Origin of the sequence: Xanthomonas albilineans (assembly GCF_002939705.1) — a bacterium.
Lineage (GTDB): Bacteria > Pseudomonadota > Gammaproteobacteria > Xanthomonadales > Xanthomonadaceae > Xanthomonas_A > Xanthomonas_A albilineans.
This window is the reverse complement of the sequence record NZ_MDCB01000002.1, coordinates 172885-188631: the sequence shown is the minus strand read 5'-3', so window position 1 is coordinate 188631 and position 15747 is coordinate 172885. Positions and strand designations below refer to the sequence as shown.

Here is a 15747-nt window from a genome sequence, read left to right as displayed (position 1 = left end):
ACAACAATGGCATCGATACAGTCTGCACCGGCTGTTCCCAATAGCAGAACTAGATGAACCGGCGTTGGGAAGCTGTACCTGCACTGTACCAGGCATATCAGAAGCGCGCGGTGTCGTTGCAGACGGCATCTCATGGCAATTCGTGCCAATGACCATCGAGCCTGACGATCAGCCAAACGGGCGTGCAGTTTTAGGTTTTTTTGACACACGCAAGCACGCGTGGCGGACCTTAGCAGGTGACAGCAGCGCGGAACGCAAGCACAATTGTTATCCACGCAAAATGAAAACACCCCTTCGTAACGGTTCTGTTAGCGCTGGTTACGACGGTTTCCCAACCATCCACGCTGCAAGCGTTTAACGGTATGCGCATTCTGGTCGCCGAAGACGATACTTCCATTGCCGTCGCGCTGCGCGATTCGCTTGTCGAATGCGGCCATGTGGTAGACCACGTCAGCGATGGCACCGCTGCCGATCACGCGCTCCTCGCCGAGTCCTACCATCTTCTGGTGCTGGATCTAGGCCTGCCGCGCCAGGACGGGCTGCAAGTACTGCAACGCTTGCGCGAACGCCGCGACGAGATTCCGGTTCTCGTGGTGACCGCGCGCGATGCGGTGGAGGACCGTATCCACGCACTCGACCAAGGCGCCGACGACTATCTCATCAAGCCGTTCGAACTGTCCGAATTCCTGGCCCGCACCCGCGCACTACTACGCCGCAGCAGCAGCGGCGGCGTCCCTGAACTGGTTTTGGGCCAATTGCGGATCAACTTGGCCGGGCGCCGCGTCTGGCTACAGGATCAGCCGCTGGACCTGACCGCACGCGAATTTGCCTTACTGGAAACCCTGCTGCTACGCAGCGGGCGCGTGGTCAGCCGTGGCCAGTTGACCGAAGCGCTGTGCGATTGGCAGCACGAAATCACCGACAATGGCCTGGACATCTCCATGCACCGCCTGCGCCGCAAACTGCACGGCACTGGGGTCGGCATCCGCACCATCCGTGGACTAGGTTACATGCTGGAAGAATCGCACGCTACCGCATCCACCACTGACGCGCCGCCCCCGCAGTGAGCGCAACCGCAGCCGCGCGACAGCCGGCATACCGCCACCCCAGCCTACGCCGACGCTTGCTGGCGTTCCTGCTGATTCCAACACTGCTGTTGATGCTGCTGGTGTCGGCAATCTTCTATATAGCGATGCTCAAATACAGCAACCATGTGCACGACATGGACTTGAAAGAAGAAGCGCAAGGCTTGGCCAAGGCAATCAACGACACTGGCGAGCAGCTGCCGTTATCGCTGCAGACACGTAAACTTCTGGAATACAGCAACAGCGACCGGATCTTCTTCGAGGTGCGCAGCCGCCGCCATGGTGTAATCAGCAGCAGCGCACAGCGCATTCCCGAGCACGCCGGTCCTGTCGAGATGGGGCGTGTGATGCTGTACAGCACGCACATGAACAACGGCGTGCCGGTCCGAGCGGCCAGCCTGTTGCTACCCTCGACCCGGAATGCAGACGACTGGCTGACGATCTCTGTGGCCGAAACCTTGGACGACCGCCAACGACGCGCACGCGAGATCCTGTTACTGATGCTCCCCACCGAACTCCTGCTCACCTGCTCCCTGTTCATCCTAGTCTGGCATGGCGTAAAAATTGGCCTGCGGCTACTGGGACCGGCAGTGCAGCGGCTCGACGACAGCCAGCGCGACCTCAACCCAATCTCTGGCCCGGACATCCCGCTGGAGGTGCTGCCGCTGACACAGGCCATCGATGGCCTGCTCGGACGGATCAAACAATTGATGGCACTGCAGGAACGCTTCGTCGCCGACGCGGCGCACCAGTTGCGCACACCGCTGGCAGGGCTGAGCATGCACGTACAGCGCGCCCAGGCCAGCAAAAGCCCACAAGACAGCGCCCAAGCACTGCAGCACATCCGCCAACTCACTGACCGTGCCGCTCGCACCTCCACCCAGTTGCTGGCGCTGACACGCACGCTGACCCCACGCGAAAATATCCGGCCTCTGCTGCCACTCGACCTGGCGCAATGGCTGCCACAAGCACTGGCCGAACGCATCCCCGACGCACTGCACGCCGACGTGGACCTAGGCTACGACGCCGGAGACAGCGACGCCGCCTGGGTGGCCGCAGACGCCTGGGCGCTGCGCGAATTGCTCGACAATTTGCTGGACAATGCGTTCAGACATGCCGCCAACAGCATGGTGACGGTCAGCCTGCGCTGCGATGGACACCACGTCCTGTTGGCTGTGGACGATGCGGGCACGGGCGTAGACGAAGCCTTGCTGCCACGTCTGGGCGAGCGCTTCTTCCGCGCGCCCGACGCGCCCGAAGGTGGGACTGGGCTGGGCCTAGCGATCGTCGCCAACATCACCGCGCGGCATCATGCGAAAATCCGCTATACGCGCTCGGCACTTGGCGGCTTACGCGCCGAACTGGATCTGCCAGCCAACACGGAACTACAGGCATGAGCTCGCAGCGCACGTTTTTGCACAGCATCCTGGCGCTAGCTGCCATCGCACTGAGCGGCTGTGCCAGCACCCCCTTACCGAATCTGACTCAGCCACTGCCAGCGCAGTGGTCCGACCTACCGGAAACAGCCAACCCACGTCCAGCAGGCAGCGCATGGTGGCAGGACTTCCAAGACCCGCAACTCGATGCACTGGTCGCACAAGCGCTGCACGACGACCTCGACGTGGCCCAGGCACTGGCCAAATTGCGTGCGGCACGGCGCATGAATTCGGTGGTCGACGCCCCCCTGCGCCCGCAACTACACATCCGTACCGAAGAACCGATCGACCCTGACGCGAGCGCCTCGTTTCTGGTCGCCGGGTTCAACGCCGAATGGGAACTCCCCCTGTTCGGCCGCGACAAGGCAAACCACCTCGTGGCCAGCGGCGATCTGCAGAGCGCGCAAGCCAATCTGGCACAAGTGCGTGCCGCCACCATTGCCGATGTGGTGCGCTACTGGATCGATCTGCGCCATGCGCAACAGGCCGAACGTCTGTCGCAGGACATCGCCAGCGCACGCCAGCAGCAAGCGACACTGCAGGCGACACTGGTCCGGTTGCAATTGGCCGCTCCAGCCACCGGGGCGCAGGCGCAGGCCGCCGCCCTGCAAGCGCGCAACGCAGTGGAAGAACCGCGCCGCGCTGCGGCTGCAGCCGCGCAACGACTCGCGGTGCTGTTGGGACGCTCCGCACCAGATCCAGCATGGAGCGCCACGACCGCGACCACGGCTCCGCCATCGTTGCAAATCGCCGCAATCGACAGCGTGCCGGCCGACCTGCTGCGGCGACGGCCCGACATCGCCGCGCATGAAGCCGAAGTGCTCAGCGCGGCAGGCACACTCGGCATCGCCAAGGCTGACCGCTACCCCAGCATTGGCCTGGGCGGCGCGATCCGCTGGTCGACCAAACTGGTGAGCTATCGACGCACGTCCACCCACGGCATCGCCTCATTGGGCCCGGTGATCGACATTCCCCTGTTCGACTGGGGCCTGCGTAAGGCCAAAGCAAAAGCACGCGGCGACCTGCTGGAGGCGGCCGCCCTAGCCTATCGGCAAAATGTGCTTGAAGCAGTAGCAGAAGCGCAGAACGCCTTGAGCACGCTAGAACAGCAACGACAGAACGTCCAGACCCAACAGCAAGCATTGCAGGCCCAGCAGCAGGCCGCCGACGCCATGCAGCAAAGGCGGCGGCTGGGCCTGGTCAGCGATCTCGACGTAGCTGCGCAGCAGAGCGAACGTGACCAGGCCGCATTAGCGTTGTCGGAAACGCAGCGCCAGCGCGACCTAGCCTACGTCGCCCTGCACATGGCACTGGGCAGTTCGAACACACCGATCGCGGCAAGTGTCAGCGCAAGTGACAGCAAAGGTAAGAAGAACTGATGGTCGCGCTGGCCCGCCAAACCCTGCGTTACGAATGGCGCCGTTTCATGCCGGTGGTCGTGTCGGTGGGCTTCGCCAGCCTGTTGCTACTGCTGCAGACGGCGCTGGTGCTCGGCATCTTCGGCAGCGCCAGTGTCTACATCTCCGGCTCCAGAACCGACCTGTGGCTGGGCTATCCGGGCACACAGAGCGTGGACCAGGGCCGCCAGATCGACCCGGACGCGGCCATGGCGCTGTATCTGGACCCACGGGTGGCGCAGATCGAACCATTCGTGTGGATCGACGGCGACTGGCGCGGGCCCACCGATAATGGCGCTGTGTCGATCTACGTCTCCGGCATCGACACCCGCGATGACGGGCTGATGTTCGCTCGCCTGCTCAGTCCGGCGCAACGCGTGGCGCTGCGCGAGCCGGACACGGTGATCGTGGACCGCTCCGAACTGGACAAACTCGGCGTCGGCATCGGTAGCAGCGCGCGCATCAACGGCCACCGTGTCCGGGTGATTGGCGTCGGTCGCGGCCTGCGCACGCTGGGTGGAGTCAACATCCTGACCTCGCTGGATACCGCGCGCGAACTCAACCGCGACGCCCCGCATCCAGAATGGCCGACCTACATCGTGGCGCGCCTGCGTCCCGACGCCGATCCGCAAGCGGTAGCGCAGACCATCGGCGACAGCAGCGCGTCGGCGCGCATCCAAGCATGGAGCGCAAACGATTTCGCCCGACGCACCATTCTGTTCTGGATGTTCAATACAGGCGCTGGTTCCGGCGTGTTGTTCATCGGCGGCATCGTGCTCCTCGTCGGCATGGCGGTCACCAGCCAGACGTTACTCGGGACCGTCCTCGGTGCCACCCGCGAATACGCCACACTCAATGCGTTGGGAGTCAGCATGCACGCACTGCGCTGGGTAGTGCTGGAGCAAGCCGCCTGGGTTGGCGCACTGGGCCTGGCCGGAGCCAGCATCCTGGGCGCGGCACTGGTGGCACTGGGGCGTGCGCACGACGTGCCAGTGACGTTCGATGCCAGCGGCTGGGCCCTGTGTGTCTGTGCGGTGCTCCTACTGACCTTCGTTTCGGCCTTGGCCGCGCTGCGCGGACTGCGCCGTGCCGATCCCGCACTGCTGCTGCGATGAGCCAGATCCTCGCCCCCGCCAAGTTGCATCCAGGCACCGCGTCCCTGAGCGGCAGCGGGCTATGCAAGAGTTTCACCTCCGGCAAGCTGCGCACGACTGTGTTGCACGACGTGGCACTGCAGGTCTGGCAGGGCGAACTGACCCTGATTTCCGGCCCATCCGGCTGCGGCAAGAGCACCTTGCTGTCGATCCTCAGCGGCCTGCAACGTGCCGATGCCGGTCAGGTACTGGCACTGGGCGAAGACCTAGGCCGGCTCGGTGCGACCGCGCTGGAGCACTTCCGCCTACGCCACACCGGCTTCATCTTCCAGGGCTTCAACCTGTTTCCGGCGTTATGCGCACTTGACCAGGTCCGGCTGCCCTTGCAGTACATGGGCATGGCCGCAACCGAGGTGCGCACGCGCGCCGAGGAAGCACTGGCCGAAGTCGGCATCGCCCACCGCCAGCACCTGCGTCCGGCAGAACTCTCCGGTGGCGAGAAGCAGCGCGTCGCGATCGCCCGCGCCCTAGCCAAGCATCCTGCACTGCTGTTCGCCGACGAACCAACCAGCGCGCTGGATGCCGGCAATGGCCAGATCGTGATCGACCTGCTCCACCGCATCGCCCGCCGCCACAACACCATGGTGCTGTGCGTGAGCCACGATCCGCGCCTGATCCGCCATGCCGACCGCGTGCTGTCGATGGAAGACGGCCGCATCCTCGACGACCGCCGCATGACCCACGCCCCCTCGCCCCTGTCCTCTCGGAATCCCGCACCATGAAAGCGTTCGCCATCGCGCCCCTGCTGAGTCTGTTGCTGGTCGCATGCGCGCCGTCGGACCGTGCGCCAACCACTACGTCGGCATCGGCATCGCAACCAACCTATCTGGCGGTCGCGCGCGGCCGCATCGACGTGGAAGGCGGTGTACTGAAACTCGGCCTGCCGGTCACCGCACCGTTGCGCGAAGTGGCGGTTCACGAAGGCGATGCCGTACAGCGCGGAGCGCTGCTGGTTGCCGCCGACGACCGCGCCGCCGCCGTGGAACTGGATATCGCCCGTACCCACGCACAGGCCGCTGCGACGCATCTGCGCCAATTGCAACAGCGCTTGGCACATGTCCAACAACGCCAGCGACGACTGGCAGAAGCCGCGCGCCTGGGCGCAGGCGACGAACAGAGCGCCGACGACGCCAGCGACGCGGTGCAGAGCCTGGATGACGAGTTACAGAATGCCCGCAGCGACGCGGCGCTGGCCGATGCGCAAGTGCGCGCAGCCGAATTACAGCGTGCGCAATATCAGTTGTATGCGCCTGTGGCCGGCCGCGTACTGCAACTCTCGGCCGCAGTCGGCGCACGCAGCGAGGCCAACACCCCCCTGCTCACCCTGCTACCGGACGCGCCGCGGCTGGTACGTGCAGAATTAAACGAAAGCTATGCAGGCAGCGTCGCACCCGGCATGAATGCAGAGGTCATCAGCGACGACGGTCGCCAGACCATTCTCGGCGAAGCAGTCGTGCGCTGGCTGGCACCGGCCTACGGCTCCACGCAACTGCACGACGATACGGCACCCTCCGGCAACGACCGCAGCGTGGCCTGCGTACTGGCGTTCACACGCCCCTCGACGCTGCGCCTGGGACAGCGTGTTCTGGTCCGCTTTCGCAATCCGGCCACCGCACAGCGGCACTGAACGCAGGTGATGCGCATGGCGGTGTCGGCACAGCCAGCCCCCACACTCGCACCCCAAACACAGCGGCCCCACGATGTAGGCGCGATGTCCAACGCCTTCCACCTCAACGCGCATCACAGGTTCTCAAGCCAGCACCGCTGAAAGGCTGCTGAAACGCGCAGAGGCGACCCTGCACAGATTATCGACACTGCGCAGCCGCGCCATTGCAATGACCCAATCTGCGGAATTTCACTTCGAAGGCGGCCGTCACGGCGTGCTGCTGATCCACGGCCTGACCGGGACTCCAAGCGAAATGCGCCTGCTTGGCAAGAGCCTGCAACGCCATGGTTTCAGCGTACACGGCGTACAGCTGGCCGGGCATTGCGGCGACGAGGACGATCTACTCGCTACCGGCTGGCGCGATTGGTACGCCAGCGTCGAACAGGCCGCCGCACGCATGCGTCCACAGGTGGACAGCCTGTTCGTCGCGGGGCTATCGATGGGTGCACTGCTGGCCTTGCGGCTGGCGGTCGAGCGACCGCAGTGGGTAGACGGCGTCGGCGTGCTCGGCGCCACCTTCCGCTACGACGGCTGGAACATTCCCAAGCGCGCGCGGCTAGCGTTCATATTGCCGCTGCTCAAACGCCTGGGCATCGGCAAACGCCGCATGTTCTTGGAAGAACCGCCTTATGGCCTACGCGACGAACGTATTCGCGCCCAAGTCAGCAGCGCCATGCTCGGTGGCGATAGCAGTGCCGCCGGTCTGCCCGGCAATCCGTGGTATGCGCTGGCCGAACTTCATCTACTCTCGCGCCAGGTGCGGCGCAATCTGGCCAAGGTCAAGGCACCTTGCCTGGTCGCACACGCCACCGATGACGACATCGCCCATCTACGCAACGCGCGACTGGTGATCGACAACGTCTCCGGGCCGACGGAGTTGCTGCTGCTACACGACAGCTACCACATGATCACGCTGGATCGGGAACGACGTACGCTCGGTACCCGCCTGGCACAGTTCTTCGCCGCACTGGCGGCCGCCGCACCGCGGCAGGCCGCCTGATGGCGCTGCAACCCTCCGTCGTCGGCATCTGGCTCGCGACCGTGGCGCTGGACACGACCGGACAATTGGCGTTCAAGTCTGTCGCCAGCAATCGGCAGGGCAGCGGTGTTGCGGGCTGGAGTTACATGGCGCGGCAACCGCAGCTATGGCTTGGGGTCGGCTGCTACGTGCTCGAATTCCTCTGCTGGACCGCATTTCTGTCGCTGGTCCCGTTGGGTCGCGGCGTCCTGCTCGGCTCGATCAACATCGTGGCGATCATGCTGGCCGGACGCTGGCTGTTCGGCGAGCGCCTGGGACGCATGCAGGTGGCCGGGATCTGTCTGGTCAGCGCCGGGGTGGCCGTGGTCGGGTTGGGAACATGAGCCGGGCGTCGCTGCATCGCTATGCGGTGGGCTTCGCCCTGCTGCTGAGTTTCGATACGCTGGCGCAAATCGGCTTCAAACTTGGCGGCGCCCATGCGTTCCCGCCTCAGGCCGAGCTGGCCTGGTTGTTGCGCCTGATCGCCAGCCCATGGCTATACGCCGCCCTGGCCGGCTACATCGGCGCGTTCTTCACCTGGATGAAATTGCTCGAACACGCGCCAATCGGCCCAGCTTTCGCCGCCTCGCATCTGGAGGTGGTGAGCGTGATGCTGCTGTCGGCGTGGTGGTTCGATGAACATATTGGCATGCTGCAAGCACTGGGTGCGGTCCTGATCGTGGCCGGTATCGTGTGCTTAGCGATGGGCGAGCGTGCGGACACCGCCCATGCGCATTGAGGTACCACCGACCGCAGGATTGCCACTGCGCTTGCACGACCTGTGGCCGGTCCGCAGCGACACACGCCTGGCCAGCGCGCTGAGCCTACCCGACGCGCTGCTTACATGCTCGGGAACAGCAGCCCTGATCATCGCCCTGCGCACGCTGGCGGCGGCCAGTCGACGTCGGCAAGTGGTGGTCTCCGCTTACACCTGCCCGCTGGTGGCGCTGGCAGTCGCGCACTGCGGCCTGCAACTGGTACTTTGCGATCTGTTGCCCAACTCTCTCGAGCTGGACCCAGCACAACTGGCACAGCGCTGCAGCAACGACACCCTAGCAATCATCGCCACCCATCTGGGCGGACGCCTGATCGACCTTGCGCCACTCAGCCGTGCCGCAGAGACGTGCAACGCGATGCTGATCGAAGATGCCGCACAGGCACTTGGCGGCATCCACGCTGACGGCACTCCCGCTGGCATGGGCGGCGACATCGGCTTCTGCAGCCTGGCCGCAGGCAAGGGCCTTACCCTCTACGAAGGCGGCCTGCTGATGTCCCCGCATGTGTCATTGCGCCGCGCGCTGGCCGACACCGCCGCACGCCTTGGGCAGCGGGACTGGAACTGGGAGCTAAGGCGCAGCGTCGAATTACTCGGTTACGCTGCGTTGTACCGACCCTATTGGCTGCGCTGGGTGTATGGCGCGCCACTGCGTCGCGCACTGCGTCGTGGCGACCGCGTGGCAGCAGCCAACGAGCGCTTCGGAACAACGATTCCACAGCACGCCGTCGGAGCATGGCGCGAAGCGGTGGGTGTGCGCGCCAGCGCCCGCTGGCCAGCATTCATGGCCCAGATACGCGAACAAGGCCGGCAACGCAGTGCACGACTGGCCACAATCCCGGGACTGCAAGTAATCACCGACTCCCCCGGCGCACAGGGCAGTTGGCCGATCCTGATGGTCCTGTTGCCCGATGCCAACGCACGCGAACGCGTGCTGGCCTCACTGTGGCCACGCGGCCTGGGCGTGACGGTGCCGTTCGCACATGCCCTACCCGACTACGACTACCTAGAGACGCTCGTCGAGCGCACCGCGATACCCAACGCCCACGATTTCGCCGCGCGCTGTCTTAGCATCAGCAACAGTCCATGGTTGGATGATGCGGGCTTCGAAACGATCGTGGCCACACTTCAGGCCGCCTGCGCCACCGCGATGCAGGCGCGCGCCACAGCCGACATGCAGACCATGTCCATCGACGTGATCGACACCTGCGGCTAAGAGCAGATGTCCATCAAGCTGCGCTACCTGCAGACGCGCCCGACCGGCATGCCGATGCTGTTTTTCTCCTTGCCAACTGAATCTTCTACGATCACTCGCAGATAGCAAACGCATACGCGCTGATTTTTACGCAAGCCAGGAGCCGCCAGCATCTGCTATCGCCTGCAACAAGCGCTGGTTCAACGCATGTTGCTGTGCCTGCCAGGCCGACAGATCAGCCGGCGACGGCGATGGTTGTGCGTCTAACGCTGCCAGCCTGCGCTTCCACCACTGCGGGTAATGCGCCAGCGACACCTCGCCGGTGATGTCACTGCCGCACAAATGCCCATGCAATACCTGGATCGCAGCCAGCAAATGCGGCACACGCAGTTCGCCTTGGTCCCAATTGGTGCGCACCTCCTGAGGATCCAGTACGTCCTTGTCCAGCGATAAATAGGTCGACATTGGCGTAGCCCGCAGATGCTCGAGGAGAGCGTCCATCATCTCGGCACTACTGGAAAAACCGCGCACCGCCTGCCCCAAACCCAGCCGTCGCGCCCAACGCACGTCTACGCCAGTGCACCAGTAACGCAACTTGCCGCGATACAGCGGCAGCAGGTGATTCTCCCAGGCATGCGCAAGACCGACGTCGCTAGAGGTGATGCCGGCCACTTCGATCCGCTCCACCTGCGGCAACGCGGCAATCCGTCGCACCCACGAACCGCAATGCACCGCGAACGGAAAGCGCATATTGTCCGGGTGATTGTCGAACACCACAACACGCAAAGGCACCGGCGTACGCTGTGCCAGCCGCGCGATCAGCGGCAGACTCAGATGATGGAAATCGCCGCTACCAAGCAACACGGTGCCATGGTGCACCGGCAACGCGGCGTCGAGCGCAGCGCCGAAACGGCGCAATCGCGCCAGCGAACAGGCAAAGCGCAGGCCATCACACCAATCGCGCAACGGCAGTCGCAACGCATCGGGCACCACGCCCTGCGAACCATCCAGATCCAAGACGACTGGAACGTGCATTTCATTCCTCCTGCGCTAAGCCAACGGACAACCCCACATCGTCGGCCTCGAACAACGGCCGCAGCAACCGCAGCAGCGCGCGCAACAGCGGGTTGCGCAGATATACGGCATGCCATGTGTAAGTGAAGCTGGCACCGAGTTGTGCCTTCACCTCTGGATCGGTCCAGCCGGCAACGTAGGCACGTAGCCCATGGCGGCAGGCGTAGTCGAGATTCTCCATCCAACTCAGCGCGTACAGGTTGTGTTCGTGTGAGGCCGGATAATGCAAACCAATATACTTGTCAAGCAAACGGCCATCGTGCACGTAGCACAGGTTCCAGCCAATGACGAGCCCATCGTGCCGGTACACGAACATGAGACCGCCGGAATCGGAATCGGTCAGTAAAGCATCAAAAAACTCTGCGGTAAGCAGGTCGAAATGCACCTCGCTCTGCGCGTACACCTCCTGATACAGCGCATAACACTGCGCACGCAGCGCCGGGTCGGCGAAGGCGGCACCCGTCGACAGCACCTCCACCTGCAGATCGGCGCGAGAGCGCAACTTGCGACGGATGTTGCGCCGGCGCGCACGCGACAGACGCGCCAGATATTCGTCGGTCGAGGCAAAATCGATCGGAACCCAGGCCAATGCCTGTCCGCGTAACAGCAAGTAGCCACTGCGCTGGCAGGCATCCAGGAACGCCTGCGCCCAAGCGTTGTCGGCAGCATCCAGAAGCGGGGAAGCTTGCGCGACATCCTTGACGATCAACAACGCGCGACGCCGCCCCAACTGCGCCCGCCATTGCCGTGGCAACTGTGCCGGATCGGCCGCACGCGGCAACCAGGCATATTCGGTGACGGTGCTACCGACGAAATTGGTGCGTGGCCGCAGCAGACGTTGCCACAGGCGCTGCAACGGCAGACGCGCCACCCACGCACGCAGCGTTGGGTGGGCGGTGGTGAGCAAGTCGAAGTCGGCCTCGAAGGCCGGCACCCCATGATCCAGTGGGCGAGCCTGGAACCCGACCGGCGGATGTTGCAAGAAGTGCTGCAAGAGTACCGGCGGCTCGAGTTGATTGACGAAAGGCATTTGCAAGATTGATCATTTAGCGTGAAGGTGAACGTCGCGGCCAGAAGCCGCTGTGCGACATATCATTCACTGCGGAGACCCCATGACCGAGTCCATAGAGTCGCAAATTTACAGCATCGTCGCCAAACACGTCGACATCGATCTGGGCAACCTGACGCCTGATTCCAAACTGCAGGACCTGGGCGTGAAATCGCTTGAAGCAATCGAAATCCTGTTCGACATCGAAGAGCACTTCGACATCACATTCCAGGAGCGCGATCCCAACCTGGACGACGGCTCGCTCAGCAAGCTGGTGCAGGCGGTGGAAGAAGCGCTCGCGACCAAAGCGGCTAAAGCGGCAACTTGATCACCTAAGCATGACATTTTCTACGTCTACGCAAGCGCAGCGCGTCGTCGTCACCGGCATGGGCGCGGTCAGCGCGCTCGGCATCGGCGCCCAGACGCTGTGGAACGCGACACGCGAGGGCCGCAGCGCCATTACCGAGCTGGTGTCGCCCCAACCATCCTTTCACCTGAAAATGCGCGTGGCCGCCACGCTGAAGGAGTTCGCGCCAGATGCGACCCAACTCGGAGGCATCGACCCCGACCAACTCGACCGCATGGCCAAGATGGCCTTGGTCGCCGCACAGGAAGCGATCACCCAATCCGGTTTGCATATCGATGCCGCACTCGGCCCGCGGTGCGCGGTGATCATCGGCACCGGCGCCGGCGCCGAGACCACCCGCGAGGAACAAGCACTCCGGATGTATCGCGATGGAGCCGAACGCATGCACCCGTTCTCCGTCCTGCGCAGCATGAGCAACGCGGCAGCCAGCCAGATCAGCATCGCGTTCGGCCTGCGCGGCCCGACATTTGCCGTGTCCAGCGCTTGCGCTTCGGCCAACCATGCGATCGCGCAAGCGGTGCTGATGATCCGCCATGGCTTGGCCGACGTGGCCGTCGTCGGCGGTAGCGAAGCCTGCCTAAGCGCTGCGGTAATCCGTGCCTGGGAAGCGATGCGCGTGGTCAGCCAGGACACCTGCCGGCCGTTCAGTGCGCAACGCAGCGGGATGGTGCTGGGCGAAGGCGCTGGCGTGTTCGTCCTGGAAAGCGCTGCACACGCTGCCGCGCGTGGTGCCGTCGTGTTGGCGGAACTGGCCGGTATCGGCATGAGTGCCGACGCTGGCGACATCGTCGCGCCCAGTGTCGACGGTACCGCGGCGGCAATGCAACTGGCACTGCAGGACGCTGGTCTGGCGTCGGAACAAATCGACTACGTCAACGCCCACGGCACTGGCACGAAGGCCAACGACCGCTGCGAAACCAAGGCACTGCGCCAAGTGTTCGGCGCACACGCCGAGAAGCTGGCGATCAGCTCGACCAAGGCCGTGCATGGCCATGCCCTCGGCGCTTCCGGCGCGCTGGAACTGGTGGCGACGATCAACGCGTTGCGCGAGCAAGTGGTTCCACCCACCGCCAACTTCCTCGACTCCGATCCCGAGTGCGATCTGGACTATGTGCCGGGTCAAGCACGCGCACGCACGGTACGCGCGGCACTGAGCAACTCGTTCGCCTTTGGCGGACTCAACGCGGTGCTCGCACTGCGTGCGGCGGACTGAGGCTTTCCCCGCCCACAACCGCGATGACGACGGGAGACGACGCGATCCGCACGCGTCGTCTCCCGTCCTGCTCAAACGACCTGCTTGGCGCGGGTCAGCAACTGGTCCAGCAGCGACAGACCCAGATCGATTTCCTCGTGGCTGATATGCAGCGACGGCGCCAGGGTGATGACATTCTTGTAGTAACCACCCACGTCCAGCACCAAGCCGATGCGCTTGCCGTTATGGCGCAGCTCACCTTCCAGGCCCATATCGACCATGGTGTCGAGCAACTTGCGATTGGGAGTGAAGCCATCGGCCTGGCAAATTTCCGCACGCAGCGCCAAGCCCAGACCATCCACATCGCCGATTTCCGGATGACGCCGCTGCAAGTCGCGTAAGCCGTCGAGGAAATGCGCGCCCTTGGCCATCACCATCGCCTCGTAGTCGGTCTCGGCCAACATGCGCATGGTCTCGAGACCAACCGCAGTGCCCAGTGGGTTGGAGGCGAAGGTGGAGTGGGTCGAACCCGGCGGGAACACAGTCGGGTTGATCAATTCCTCGCGCGCCCAGATGCCGGCCAGCGGATTGAGGCCGTTAGTCAGTGCCTTGCCGAACACCAGCACATCCGGGGTCACACCGAAATGCTCGATCGCCCACAGCTTGCCCGTGCGGAAGAACCCCATCTGGATTTCGTCCACGACCATCAAGATGCCGTACTGATCCAGCACCTTCTTCAAGCCGGTGAAGAAATTCGGCGGTGGAATCACATAACCGCCGGTGCCCTGGATCGGCTCGACGTAGAACGCCGCGTACTCGCACTGGCCGGCCTTGGGATCCCACACGCCGTTGTATTCGGTTTCGAACAGGCGCGCGAACCTGGCCACGCACTGCTCGCCGTATTCCTCCTTGGACATGCCCTTGGGGCCACGGAAGTGGTAAGGGAATTCGATGAACTGAGCGCGGTCGAAATGACCGAAACGACGACGGTAACGATACGAAGATGTGATCGCCGAGGCACCCAGCGTACGACCGTGGTAGCCACCTTCGAATGCGAACACCAGGCTCTTGCCAGCGCTGGCGTTGCGCACCAGCTTCAGCGAATCCTCCACCGACTGCGCGCCGCCCACGTTGAAGTGAACACGGCCCTTGCGGCCCCACTTGCGCTCGGCATCCTGAGCGATGGTCTTGGCCAGTTCGATCTTGGTCGGGTGCAGGTACTGGCTGGCGACCTGCGGCAAGCTATCGATCTGTCGCTTCAGCGCATCGTTCAAACGCGGATTGGCGTAACCGAAATTGACCGCCGAATACCACATCTGCAGGTCCAGATAAGGGACATCCTCGGTGTCGTACAGATAGCTACCGTCGCAGCGTTCGAAGATGCGCGGCGGCTCGCTGTAATGGACGGTGTCGCCATAGGAACAATACAGAGCTTCGTCGGCTAGCATCTGCGCATCGTCGAGCCCGCGTGGGTGATCAGCGCCAACGTGCGGCGCAAGCGGCGTGGAAAGCGAAACGTTCCGGTTCATCAGGATCAGGCTCGTTGGGTAACAGGAAGAGGAAAGGACTGCGTGGACGCGGCAGGCTCGACGAGTGCAGGCAGCAACGCGATGGCGTCATCGAAACCGGCAATGGCGCAATGGGCGATGCCGTTGGCGCGGCAGTGGCGCAGCAAACCATCTTTGGCGAACACCAAGTCGGCCTTGCCGGCCAGGCAAAAATCGGAGCGGCCGTCGCCGATCAGCAAGGTCGGGCGTGCCGGCGTCTGCTGCGCCATCACCGCACACTTGCAGGTGCCGCTGGGGCAATCCGGCCGCGCATGCGGCGAGGCCATCCGCCACTGCCCGGCGTCGGTGCGCAACAGACGGTTGGCGATGATCGGCAAGTGATGCAGGCCGTGCCTGGCCAGGATCCGCGCGATCGGGTAGTCCAAGCCATCGCTGACGATGCTCAACGGCATGCCCAGGCGCTCGGCGAGATGGACGAAGCGCACGAAAGCCGGATCGATGCGTACCGCGTCGAGCACCCGATGCAGTGCCTCCACATCGCCGCCGATCAACGCGACCTGTCCAGTCATGCACTCGCGGGCACCGATCCGCCCGGCCACCCAATCGTCTTCCAGCGCGCGCCACCCAGGGCGCCCAAGATGCTCGAGCAGGCTATCGGTCACGTCCTGCAAGGACACGGTGCCGTCAAAATCGCAAAGAATGTTCCACTGGACGTGCAAATCGACTCTCCTGCTAGTGGATGGAGAGCCTAGAGCGACAGTCTTTCACAGTCCTTTCGCAACAATGGAAGTACGTGGAGAAAACTGAACCGCCCCGGTTTACCGTCACGCCC

At 63.8% G+C, this 15747-nt stretch carries 16 protein-coding genes; 12 read left to right on the top strand and 4 right to left on the bottom strand.

All coding sequences use genetic code 11. The features are described 5' to 3' along the window. Window positions 1–362: 362 nt before the first annotated feature. From XalbCFBP2523_RS02380 to XalbCFBP2523_RS02335, 10 genes are all read left to right on the top strand, one after another. Window positions 363–1067 carry a response regulator gene (locus XalbCFBP2523_RS02380; RefSeq protein WP_012916264.1) on the top strand — a complete coding sequence of 235 codons (705 nt, stop codon included), beginning with the start codon at window positions 363–365 and terminating at the stop codon, window positions 1065–1067. Continuing rightward, window positions 1064–2482, top strand: coding sequence for a sensor histidine kinase (locus XalbCFBP2523_RS02375; protein WP_045765873.1), 1419 nt, complete (start codon window positions 1064–1066; stop codon window positions 2480–2482). Before XalbCFBP2523_RS02380 ends, XalbCFBP2523_RS02375 begins: the two co-directional genes overlap by 4 nt. Continuing rightward, window positions 2479–3900, top strand: coding sequence for an efflux transporter outer membrane subunit (locus tag XalbCFBP2523_RS02370; RefSeq protein WP_045765874.1), 1422 nt, complete (start codon window positions 2479–2481; stop codon window positions 3898–3900). Before XalbCFBP2523_RS02375 ends, XalbCFBP2523_RS02370 begins: the two co-directional genes overlap by 4 nt. Continuing rightward, window positions 3900–5033 (top strand): ABC transporter permease, encoded by a 1134-nt coding sequence (locus XalbCFBP2523_RS02365; protein WP_045765875.1) that lies wholly within the window; start codon window positions 3900–3902, stop codon window positions 5031–5033. The genes XalbCFBP2523_RS02370 and XalbCFBP2523_RS02365 overlap by 1 nt, the downstream gene beginning before the upstream one ends. Next, window positions 5030–5794 (top strand): ABC transporter ATP-binding protein, encoded by a 765-nt coding sequence (locus XalbCFBP2523_RS02360; RefSeq protein WP_045765876.1) that lies wholly within the window; start codon window positions 5030–5032, stop codon window positions 5792–5794. Before XalbCFBP2523_RS02365 ends, XalbCFBP2523_RS02360 begins: the two co-directional genes overlap by 4 nt. Further along, complete coding sequence (locus XalbCFBP2523_RS02355; protein WP_012916269.1) at window positions 5791–6699, top strand: HlyD family secretion protein; 909 nt, start codon at window positions 5791–5793, stop codon at window positions 6697–6699. Before XalbCFBP2523_RS02360 ends, XalbCFBP2523_RS02355 begins: the two co-directional genes overlap by 4 nt. 208 nt (window positions 6700–6907) lie before the next feature. After that, window positions 6908–7738 (top strand): alpha/beta hydrolase, encoded by an 831-nt coding sequence (locus tag XalbCFBP2523_RS02350; RefSeq protein ID WP_045765877.1) that lies wholly within the window; start codon window positions 6908–6910, stop codon window positions 7736–7738. Further along, window positions 7738–8100 (top strand): EamA family transporter, encoded by a 363-nt coding sequence (locus XalbCFBP2523_RS02345; RefSeq protein ID WP_045765878.1) that lies wholly within the window; start codon window positions 7738–7740, stop codon window positions 8098–8100. The genes XalbCFBP2523_RS02350 and XalbCFBP2523_RS02345 overlap by 1 nt, the downstream gene beginning before the upstream one ends. Continuing rightward, window positions 8097–8495: a DMT family transporter gene (locus XalbCFBP2523_RS02340; RefSeq protein WP_012916272.1), complete on the top strand. Its 399-nt coding sequence runs from the start codon at window positions 8097–8099 to the stop codon at window positions 8493–8495. Before XalbCFBP2523_RS02345 ends, XalbCFBP2523_RS02340 begins: the two co-directional genes overlap by 4 nt. Continuing rightward, the gene (locus XalbCFBP2523_RS02335; RefSeq protein WP_045765879.1) at window positions 8485–9747 is read left to right on the top strand and encodes a DegT/DnrJ/EryC1/StrS family aminotransferase; all 1263 of its coding nucleotides are present in this window, start codon (window positions 8485–8487) and stop codon (window positions 9745–9747) included. The genes XalbCFBP2523_RS02340 and XalbCFBP2523_RS02335 overlap by 11 nt, the downstream gene beginning before the upstream one ends. A gap of 126 nt (window positions 9748–9873) precedes the next feature. Here XalbCFBP2523_RS02335 and XalbCFBP2523_RS02330 read toward each other — a convergent pair whose 3' ends face one another. Next, window positions 9874–10761 (bottom strand): arginase family protein, encoded by an 888-nt coding sequence (locus XalbCFBP2523_RS02330; RefSeq protein ID WP_045765880.1) that lies wholly within the window; start codon window positions 10759–10761, stop codon window positions 9874–9876. A gap of 1 nt (window position 10762) precedes the next feature. Then, window positions 10763–11830 (bottom strand): GNAT family N-acetyltransferase, encoded by a 1068-nt coding sequence (locus XalbCFBP2523_RS02325; protein WP_045765881.1) that lies wholly within the window; start codon window positions 11828–11830, stop codon window positions 10763–10765. Window positions 11831–11912: 82 nt separating this feature from the next. Here XalbCFBP2523_RS02325 and XalbCFBP2523_RS02320 point away from each other — a divergent pair, with 82 nt between their 5' ends. Together XalbCFBP2523_RS02320 and XalbCFBP2523_RS02315 are read left to right on the top strand one after the other, a co-directional pair. Then, entirely contained in the window at window positions 11913–12176 is a 264-nt protein-coding gene (locus XalbCFBP2523_RS02320; RefSeq protein ID WP_045765882.1) for an acyl carrier protein, read from the top strand. 10 nt (window positions 12177–12186) lie between these two features. After that, window positions 12187–13428 carry a beta-ketoacyl-[acyl-carrier-protein] synthase family protein gene (locus XalbCFBP2523_RS02315; protein WP_012916277.1) on the top strand — a complete coding sequence of 414 codons (1242 nt, stop codon included), beginning with the start codon at window positions 12187–12189 and terminating at the stop codon, window positions 13426–13428. Window positions 13429–13499: 71 nt separating this feature from the next. On the opposite strand, the gene XalbCFBP2523_RS02310 is transcribed toward XalbCFBP2523_RS02315, so the two are convergent. Beyond that, entirely contained in the window at window positions 13500–14855 is a 1356-nt protein-coding gene (locus XalbCFBP2523_RS02310) for an aspartate aminotransferase family protein (protein ID WP_045766731.1), read from the bottom strand. Between the two features lie 86 nt (window positions 14856–14941). Next, window positions 14942–15634: an MtnX-like HAD-IB family phosphatase gene (locus XalbCFBP2523_RS02305; protein ID WP_012916279.1), complete on the bottom strand. Its 693-nt coding sequence runs from the start codon at window positions 15632–15634 to the stop codon at window positions 14942–14944. Between the last annotated feature and the right edge of the window lie 113 nt (window positions 15635–15747).

Coding starts and splice junctions, on each gene's coding strand:
- XalbCFBP2523_RS02380 (WP_012916264.1), top strand. CDS start 363: ATGCGCATTCTGGTCGCCGAAGACGATACTTCCATTGCCGTCGCGCTG.
- XalbCFBP2523_RS02370 (WP_045765874.1), top strand. CDS start 2,479: ATGAGCTCGCAGCGCACGTTTTTGCACAGCATCCTGGCGCTAGCTGCC.
- XalbCFBP2523_RS02365 (WP_045765875.1), top strand. CDS start 3,900: ATGGTCGCGCTGGCCCGCCAAACCCTGCGTTACGAATGGCGCCGTTTC.
- XalbCFBP2523_RS02360 (WP_045765876.1), top strand. CDS start 5,030: ATGAGCCAGATCCTCGCCCCCGCCAAGTTGCATCCAGGCACCGCGTCC.
- XalbCFBP2523_RS02355 (WP_012916269.1), top strand. CDS start 5,791: ATGAAAGCGTTCGCCATCGCGCCCCTGCTGAGTCTGTTGCTGGTCGCA.
- XalbCFBP2523_RS02350 (WP_045765877.1), top strand. CDS start 6,908: ATGACCCAATCTGCGGAATTTCACTTCGAAGGCGGCCGTCACGGCGTG.
- XalbCFBP2523_RS02345 (WP_045765878.1), top strand. CDS start 7,738: ATGGCGCTGCAACCCTCCGTCGTCGGCATCTGGCTCGCGACCGTGGCG.
- XalbCFBP2523_RS02340 (WP_012916272.1), top strand. CDS start 8,097: ATGAGCCGGGCGTCGCTGCATCGCTATGCGGTGGGCTTCGCCCTGCTG.
- XalbCFBP2523_RS02335 (WP_045765879.1), top strand. CDS start 8,485: ATGCGCATTGAGGTACCACCGACCGCAGGATTGCCACTGCGCTTGCAC.
- XalbCFBP2523_RS02330 (WP_045765880.1), bottom strand. CDS start 10,761: ATGCACGTTCCAGTCGTCTTGGATCTGGATGGTTCGCAGGGCGTGGTG.
- XalbCFBP2523_RS02325 (WP_045765881.1), bottom strand. CDS start 11,830: ATGCCTTTCGTCAATCAACTCGAGCCGCCGGTACTCTTGCAGCACTTC.
- XalbCFBP2523_RS02320 (WP_045765882.1), top strand. CDS start 11,913: ATGACCGAGTCCATAGAGTCGCAAATTTACAGCATCGTCGCCAAACAC.
- XalbCFBP2523_RS02315 (WP_012916277.1), top strand. CDS start 12,187: ATGACATTTTCTACGTCTACGCAAGCGCAGCGCGTCGTCGTCACCGGC.
- XalbCFBP2523_RS02310 (WP_045766731.1), bottom strand. CDS start 14,855: ATGCTAGCCGACGAAGCTCTGTATTGTTCCTATGGCGACACCGTCCAT.